We start from the raw sequence: 7,527 nt of genomic DNA on the forward strand, positions 1-7,527 counted from the left end.
TTAATCGGTCGCCGCCCTGGCATTGGGAAGGCGCCCTGCTGACCTTCGATCGCAAACTCGGCCATTACAATGTGACGTCGCTTGTTGAACGCGTGAGCCGCTACACCGTAATGATCAAGAACCGCAGTCGGCACTCGCGTCCGATCATGGACAAGATCATTACGGCCTTCTCACCCTTGCTGTCCTCTGCACGCCGCAGTTTTACCTTTGATCGAGGCACCGAGTTTGCCGGCTTTCGGGCTTTGGAAGACGGGCTCGGCGCCAAGAGGAGGTCACACCATCATACGACCCAATGTGGGACGAGCCATGAGCGGTCGGAGTCTTTACGGCGCATGACAGCACGCTGCGCCATTCGCATCCTACAAAGGTGTTTGCGCGATGCAGGATATGCGGGCGATCTACGAGATTGGAAACGGTCCACAAGGATGACGCACATCGGCCGCCAAACATCCAACTTGTCAGATCGGGCCTTTGGTGGAGTTAGATGCCGGTGCCAGCGACAGCCGCAGGCCAAGCACTTTCACCGCTTTGGCGATCGTATCGAGCGTCGGATTTCCCCCTGGGCGAAAAACCTTGTAGATGGTTTCACGACTGAGCCCGCTGTCTTTCGCGAATTGTGATGCGCCGCGTGCGCGGGCAATATCGCCGATGGCCGCTGCAATAAGAGCAGGGTCTCCATCCTCTAGAACAGCGTCGAGATAGCCAGTCTGATCCTCGTGGGTTTTGATGTAGTTCTGAATATCGAAGCGCGTTGTTTCCAATGCCATCTTATAGCTCCTTCGCCATGGCCTTCGCCGTCGCAATGTCACGTTTCTGTCTTGCTTTGTCGCCACCGCACAGCATCACCACGATAACATCAGCCTGTCTCACAAAATACAGCCGATAACCCGGCCCATAATCTATTCGTGCCTCGCTTACCCCGCTCCCCACGGGCTTTACATCTCCGAAGTTTTCTAATTCGAAACGACGCAATCTGGCGAGAACTCTGTCACGCGCGCGCCGGTCTTTCAGATCTTCCAGCCATCGGGAAAAAGTGACTGTCAGGCGGACTTCAATCATGTGTAGTACAGTACGCAGATTGCATAGGTTGTCAACTGTAATACACAGTTAATGCTGACTTCACCTCACCGGCTGATGCGCCAACTTGCTTTCTCATTCTCTCGATCCCTCCAACGACCTGAGCGTCCGAAGAGCCGCGAAGATCGGATTGTCGCCGAATGGGCCGCAAATCAGGGGCAGCCCAGCTTTCTGGACGCAGCCGTCGAGAAGTACCGTATGACGGCCCTCAAGATGGCCGGTCAGGACTGCGATACGAAGGTCTCCGCCTGCCCGATCATGGACAGATCATCAATGCATATCATCTCTGCCGTCTTTTGCCCGCCGAAGCTTACCTTCGGCCGCGGGACCGAGTGCGCCGGGTTCAGGCCTCTGGAAGATGGCATCGGTGCTTAAGAGCTGGTTCTGCGACCCAAACTCACCCTGGCAAAAAGGTGCGGTCGAGGACACTAACCAGCGTATCCGTCGCTTCCTGCCTGGCGATACGGACCTCCACTATCACCCAGCGACAGCTTGTCGACCTCGCCCATCAGCCGAATTCGCTGCCAGGAAGGTGCTCGGGCTACAAAACGCCGGCCGAAGTGTTCATAGCTCATTTGCGAGAATGTGATCCCCTACCCTGCATAACCGGCATGATGCACTTAGCGGAGATTCTCCAAAAAAAACCGCGTCAAGCTGCGTCGATGCCTTCGGGCGCCACCATGCTCGTTTTCCTGCGTCTAAGCAGGACTAAATGCAGTTTTTCCGCTTAACACCTCGTCATGCCGCAGCGAACGGATGAAGCAAATGCAATAAGAATACTCCCCGAACGGTTGGGGAATTCCTGCATCATGCGAGGTAGGGCAGTCAACGCACTTTCGAGACTCGGCCGGGTTGTCATATTTTACGGAACGGGTTTGCGGACATGAAAATTTCAATCATCGTGCCAGTGCGCTTGAATGAAACGCTATTTGAAGGGCTGCCAAGGCTGGAACAGCTCGTCCGGAACGCCCCATCCGACCGCTTTGAGGTCGTCGTCGTTGACTACGGCAGCCCACTAGGCGGGCCGCCGAATTGTCGTTCCTCACAGACCAATTCGAGCACGCGAAACACGTGCGCATTGACTCAGAAGCCGAGCCGTTCAGCGCTGGTATTGCTCGAAACGTCGGCGCCCAAAATGCTACATCTCCGGTGATCATGTTCAACGATGTTGATTGCCTTTGACCTTGCCAGCCCGAACATGTACGAGAAGATACATAAAGAAGCTCGCGCCAGGAGGATCGACGTCAACGCGTACGATTTTTTCGCTATCCCGATAGCCTTCCTAACGGTCGAGGGCGTGGAAGAATACCACCGAATACATGCGGCAAATGAACCGTTCTACTCAGATTCCCTTTTCCACTACCACATCCAGCGCTGCGAAAAAGCAAGTCACCTGGTTTAGGGCCCATTCAGGGTCCACCATCGTCGTGAACCGGCTGCACTACCTATCAATCGGCGGGACGAGCCCCGTCTTTCCCAGATGCACGACTACATCGGGTTTCGTGCCTATCTCTCGCTCTACTCGTATGAGGTGGCATTCCGTGGCATCTACATGGTTCACCTCTGGCATCCTCGCCGCGCAGTGAATAGCGTCAACCAAGCCGCCAGCAACGTTAGCTATAAGCAGACGGAACGGAACTTCACCCTCCTTGGCGAGATGATGAAGGATTTTGACAAATCCGGAAAGCAGTTGAATGCCCTTCCGGATCGTGCTGTCTTCCGAAAAACCCTGGTCCTATGCCGACCCGCGTCCACGGCGCTGGAAACGCTGCGACAAGCCCTCCCCCTTCTCGGCCAATATTCAGTCATCGACGAGACGGTTTTCGCGGATGAACATGCGTTGCTGGATGCGATCGAGGCAGAGGAATTTAACCACGTCTTCTTCCTAAATCCGTACGGAAACGAACACAGGCTCAGCCTCTACAACGCAGTGCGTAGCGCCAACATACACTATTGGGTCCATGACAGAGGCGCGCTGCCTCATTCTTGGTTCTTCGATCCAAACGGGTTTAATGCCGACAGTTCCAGCTACCTCAGAACTGGGATTCTCCGCTGCCAAGTGATGAGCGGGAAGAGGTCATTTCCTACATCCGGTCGCTGAAAACGAATGCCGAGACCCTGGAGAAGAACGGCGCCCCCAAGTCTGCCGAGCATTGGCGGCATGCGTTTGGCATCGGGACCGAAGGGTCCTGTTCGTGCCGCTGCAGCGCCCAACCGACACGGTGACGAGATACTTTGGGGCTGAAGTCGGGCCATATGAGAATTTTTATAAATGGGTGGCAGAGGTGGCCGCAAAACTCGACCCTTCCCAATGGGCGGTTGTCGTAAAGAAACACCCTGCGGAGCTGAACCGCCCGAAGATTCCGGGCGTGGTGTTCGCGCCCGATGACGCCCACGTGCACGACCTAATTGATCTGTCTCATTCAGTCATGCTGCTGAACTCTGGGGTTGGCCTCCTCTCGCTCGCTTTCGGGAAACCCGTTGTCGCATGCGGTGAGGCGTTCTACGCGTCCGACGGACTGGCATCCACCGCTCAATCCATTGATGAGGCTGCAGCAAAGATCAAAGCTGGCCTGCCATACGACCAAGAGACAGTCTACAGGTTCGTTCACTACCTCACGACGAAGTTTTACTCGTTTGGCCAGACCGATTATGTCGAACGAGACCTCGGCGACCGACGTTTCTTGGCTGCCGCACGGATCAAGTATCAGAACATCAGAATGCTAACGGACGAGCACGTGTTTTTCGGATCTCCGCCCGCCGCAGCCTCGCTTGACAGCCCTCTTCCTTTGGCGGCAAGGACGCACTGGAGCGCGCCCGTCAAAAGGCGGATGCCGGTCCAATAATCCTTCAACAATCCAAGATGCCGGCGCAGTTGCCGGCGCGTCTTTCGCCGCTGCAGCGCCAGAACGTTCCGATCGTGAGGCCATTTATTCGTCTTCTCGGAAACGCAAAGGACGTCGAGAAATACAACCGAGATCCAGCCATGTACTTCCGGAGGCTAAAGAGCCCCGGTTACAAATGGGTTGGCGGGATGCTTTTTTCACCACGCGCTCAAAGTCGTGAGGCCGCCGAATGACAGAGATGAAGAACAGCGGCTTCCTCGACTTCATCAAGTTGAGCGCTTCTTGTCGATTGCTCAGGTCACCCACCCGAGTGTTGCCCAAGCGCTGACGCGCGCCAGGCCTACGTATCGTCGCGATAGCGACTGCGCGCCCTCTCATCTGCTAGGGGGTAAACCGAGCCGCGGCCGCAGCTTCGAAATAAGCAGTTCTTACTTGGGGATTGCACCTCCTCGACCAGGCTCCAGAAAACTCCATCGGACTAGAACGGTAGGTAACGCCCGCGCCGATCAGCAAAACGTTTTGGGTGAGCTCGCGATATCTCGTCTCCAGTGAAGATCGCAATCAATGTTGATTGCGAGCTTCCGTAGCCACCTCGGGCGGTTTATTTTGAGGTGTTGCCGCCGTTTCGGCAGGCAAGACGGGATAGGCGACCTCCGGTACCTTTCCGGTCAGCGAGTTAAGGAAGGCAACGATCAGGTCGCCTTCTTCTTCCTTCAATTCTTTCAGTTTCAGGTAGGTCCGATATCGCAAGGCATCTCGTTCAGCCGTTGGTCATAAACTCCGGAAATTTCGAGCTCATCGTTTTGAAGCCATTCAACTATCCGAGCGATTGCATCGCTTAGTGCGCTGTCCTCAGCCGCTATACCGATGGCCCTTGTACATTCGGAAGAAAATTCTCCGAGCAGGATCGATTTGTTCAGCGGCATGAATCCTGACACAGAAATCGCCTTCGATTTGCGATGATGATGACTTGGAATGCGACCGGCGCAACGGCCCAGTCAGCCAAAATCCCACTGGTCGCTTCCGGCTGACGTCTTCGATGCGTTGATTTCCTTCAACCAGTAATGGCAGATAGCCTCATAGGTAACCGATTTGAAGGGGCGCTTGGTCGTCGACCGCCCGTCCGAAGCCGAAGCGATCCTCATCTACTATGAGTTTCGATCTCCTCCGACCTTGAACGGATGCGATCTGGGGCCATCACCCCCACGCCAACGCCGGCGGCTGGAACGGTTTCGCGCGAGACGCTTTACAAGTGGATGTCGGACGCCGGCCTATGGCTATCGCGCAAGCAGCGGCGCACGTCTTATCAGTTGCGGTTGCGCCGTGAGGCCTTTGGCGAGCTGCTTCAGAAGGCCGTCCATGGCCGGAGGTTGTTTGAACATGACAGTATAGCGACAGTCGATCTGTGCGGATCCGGACAGATTTGCGTTGCACGCCACCAGCGTTCGAAGGAAAAGCGCAGCTATTACAACCCGCTGTGCGAACCGTGGTCAGTTGGCACATTGATTGCTTGATATCTCTACAAGGCAGCAGCGGCTGTCGATCTTCGGACGGCGGCCTGGGAGGCCCGGCGCGTTGCCAGACTGGGCGCCCCACGTGGAGGATATCATGATCATCGAACATTCTGCGGAGGTCTGCGGCAAGACACCCTTTTACCGCCATCTCTATGTCCAGGTCCTGGCGGCGATCGCCGCGGGTATCCTGCTCGGACATTTCTATCCTGAGCTCGGCACTCAGCTGAAGCCGCTCGGCGACGCCTTCATCAAGCTCGTCAAGATGATCATCGCGCCGGTCATCTTCCTGACGGTCGCGACCGGCATTGCCGGCATGACCGATCTCGCCAAGGTCGGCCGCGTCGCCGGCAAGGCGATGATCTACTTCCTGACCTTCTCCAGCCTCGCGCTCGTCATCGGCCTCATCGTCGCCAATGTCGTCCAGCCGGGTGCGGGGATGCATATCGACCCGGCCTCACTCGATGCCAAGACAATCAGCACCTATGCGGAAAAGGCGCATGAGCAGTCGATCGCTGGCTTCCTGATGAACGTCATTCCGACGACGCTGATCGGCGCCTTTGCCGAGGGCGACATCCTGCAGGTGCTGTTCATCTCGGTGCTCTTCGGCATCTCGCTCGCCATCGTCGGCAAGAAGGCCGAGCCGGTTGTCGATTTCCTGCAGGCGCTGACGCTGCCGATCTTCCGGCTGGTGGCGATCCTGATGAAGGCTGCTCCGATCGGTGCCTTCGGCGCCATGGCCTTCACCATCGGCAAATACGGCGTCGCCTCGATCGCCAACCTCGCCATGCTGATCGGCACCTTCTATCTCACCTCGTTCCTGTTCATCTTCGTCGTACTCGGCGCCGTGGCGCGCTACAACGGCTTCTCGATCGTGGCGCTCATCCGCTACATCAAGGAGGAGCTGCTCCTCGTTCTCGGCACTTCGTCCTCGGAAGCCGCACTGCCGGGCCTCATGAACAAGATGGAGAAGGCTGGCTGCAAGCGTTCGGTCGTCGGCCTCGTCATTCCGACCGGCTATTCCTTCAACCTCGACGGCACCAACATCTATATGACGCTGGCGGCGCTCTTCATCGCCCAGGCGACCGACACGCCGCTTTCCTACGGGAATCAGATCCTGCTCTTGCTCGTCGCCATGCTGAGTTCAAAGGGTGCTGCCGGCATCACCGGCGCAGGCTTCATCACGCTCGCTGCGACGCTCTCCGTCGTTCCGTCCGTGCCGGTCGCCGGCATGGCGCTGATCCTCGGCATCGACCGCTTCATGTCCGAATGCCGCGCAATTACCAATATTGTCGGTAATGCGGTCGCGACGCTGGTCGTGGCGAAGTGGGAAGGCGAGCTCCACCAGGCGCAACTTTGCGCCGCGCTTGCAGGCGAAGCGCCGATTGAGACCAAAGCGACGTTCGCCCAGCCAGCCGAATAATGCCTCCCAGGGCAACTGCCGCACACCAGTGCGGATTGGCGCGGTCTGGTTTCCCAGATCGCGCTCTTTTTTTGTTTATCCACCAGCGAGGGCTTCTTGGCTGCCAAATGCCGTTCAAGCGCCTGCACCTGCCCGCTTTTCTAAGAAGACGCTCGTCGCCGCGACCACTGTCGATTTGTCGGGTCCGCGACACGATGCCGTTCGACCTGGTTCGTACTTCACTCTCATTTACACCGTTGATAACGCACCGATAGATCTTCCACGAGCGCCTCTTCGCGTAGCTGCCATGACTCTTGAAGCTTTCTCGATCGAGACCCGGCAGGACCTACCAACAGTGACCTACTGACCGCCCCGCCCTACGAGGAACCGTATGCTCACCGAAGGCCGGACTGCGATCCAATTTTGCCGGATTCCGCTCATCGATGTGGTCACGGCCATCGATCAAATTGCGGCGTCGTTCCCGAACAGGATCGCGATCAAGCATAACGCTGAAGAACTCACATAGGCGGGTTGCGAGTGCGGTCGGACAGCATTTGCGAGCACCCTGCGAGAGCGCGGCGCGGAGGGTACTGTCGTGGGCTATTGCGGCGAACGAAATCGCCAATTGGGAACGGCTCCGGAGGGAGAACTGATACTCGGATATGTTGGCTTATGCCTCAATATCCAAGCC

6 protein-coding genes and 4 pseudogenes are annotated in these 7,527 nt (G+C 57.0%); 7 read left to right on the plus strand and 3 right to left on the minus strand.

All coding sequences use genetic code 11. The features are described from left to right. A pseudogene (locus C9413_RS24350) lies at positions 1–263 on the plus strand (IS30 family transposase); the annotation flags it as partial. Between the two features lie 195 nt (positions 264–458). Here C9413_RS24350 and C9413_RS24355 read toward each other — a convergent pair. Together C9413_RS24355 and C9413_RS24360 are read right to left on the minus strand one after the other, a co-directional pair. Continuing rightward, on the minus strand, positions 459–767 hold the full coding sequence (locus C9413_RS24355) for an addiction module antidote protein (RefSeq protein WP_040114366.1): 309 nt from the start codon (positions 765–767) through the stop codon (positions 459–461). A 1-nt stretch (position 768) separates the two neighbouring features. Further along, positions 769–1,059, minus strand: coding sequence for a type II toxin-antitoxin system RelE/ParE family toxin (locus C9413_RS24360; RefSeq protein WP_040114367.1), 291 nt, complete (start codon positions 1,057–1,059; stop codon positions 769–771). A gap of 339 nt (positions 1,060–1,398) precedes the next feature. Here C9413_RS24360 and C9413_RS33790 point away from each other — a divergent pair. The 3 genes and pseudogenes from C9413_RS33790 to C9413_RS24370 all read left to right on the plus strand — a co-directional run. Then, positions 1,399–1,661: pseudogene (locus C9413_RS33790) on the plus strand (IS30 family transposase); the annotation flags it as partial. Between the two features lie 896 nt (positions 1,662–2,557). Further along, positions 2,558–3,178: a hypothetical protein gene (locus C9413_RS24365; RefSeq protein WP_170251006.1), complete on the plus strand. Its 621-nt coding sequence runs from the start codon at positions 2,558–2,560 to the stop codon at positions 3,176–3,178. A gap of 52 nt (positions 3,179–3,230) precedes the next feature. Beyond that, positions 3,231–3,923, plus strand: a complete 693-nt coding sequence (locus tag C9413_RS24370; protein WP_040114370.1) for a hypothetical protein — start codon at positions 3,231–3,233, stop codon at positions 3,921–3,923. Positions 3,924–4,484: 561 nt separating this feature from the next. Here C9413_RS24370 and C9413_RS24375 read toward each other — a convergent pair. Further along, positions 4,485–4,646: pseudogene (locus tag C9413_RS24375) on the minus strand (cytochrome C biogenesis protein CcsA); the annotation flags it as partial. 506 nt (positions 4,647–5,152) lie between these two features. Between C9413_RS24375 and C9413_RS24380 the strand changes: the two are divergent. The 3 genes and pseudogenes from C9413_RS24380 to C9413_RS34280 form a co-directional block, all read left to right on the plus strand. Then, positions 5,153–5,272 (plus strand): annotated as a pseudogene (locus C9413_RS24380) (ISNCY family transposase); the annotation flags it as partial. Positions 5,273–5,531: 259 nt separating this feature from the next. Next, a complete protein-coding gene (locus C9413_RS24385; RefSeq protein WP_040114373.1) occupies positions 5,532–6,857 on the plus strand; it encodes a dicarboxylate/amino acid:cation symporter in 1,326 nt (441 codons plus the stop codon). Positions 6,858–7,227: 370 nt separating this feature from the next. Next, entirely contained in the window at positions 7,228–7,362 is a 135-nt protein-coding gene (locus tag C9413_RS34280) for a hypothetical protein (protein ID WP_267285106.1), read from the plus strand. Positions 7,363–7,527: the final 165 nt, after the last annotated feature.

This window comes from Rhizobium sp. SEMIA 4085, assembly GCF_013004495.1.
GTDB classification, from domain to species: Bacteria; Pseudomonadota; Alphaproteobacteria; order Rhizobiales; family Rhizobiaceae; genus Rhizobium; species Rhizobium gallicum.

What these genes read in the sequence shown, in the direction of transcription:
- C9413_RS24355 (WP_040114366.1), bottom strand. Translation starts at nt 767, where the DNA reads ATGGCATTGGAAACAACGCGCTTCGATATTCAGAACTACATCAAAACC.
- C9413_RS24360 (WP_040114367.1), bottom strand. Translation starts at nt 1,059, where the DNA reads ATGATTGAAGTCCGCCTGACAGTCACTTTTTCCCGATGGCTGGAAGAT.
- C9413_RS24365 (WP_170251006.1), top strand. Translation starts at nt 2,558, where the DNA reads ATGCACGACTACATCGGGTTTCGTGCCTATCTCTCGCTCTACTCGTAT.
- C9413_RS24385 (WP_040114373.1), top strand. Translation starts at nt 5,532, where the DNA reads ATGATCATCGAACATTCTGCGGAGGTCTGCGGCAAGACACCCTTTTAC.
- C9413_RS34280 (WP_267285106.1), top strand. Translation starts at nt 7,228, where the DNA reads ATGCTCACCGAAGGCCGGACTGCGATCCAATTTTGCCGGATTCCGCTC.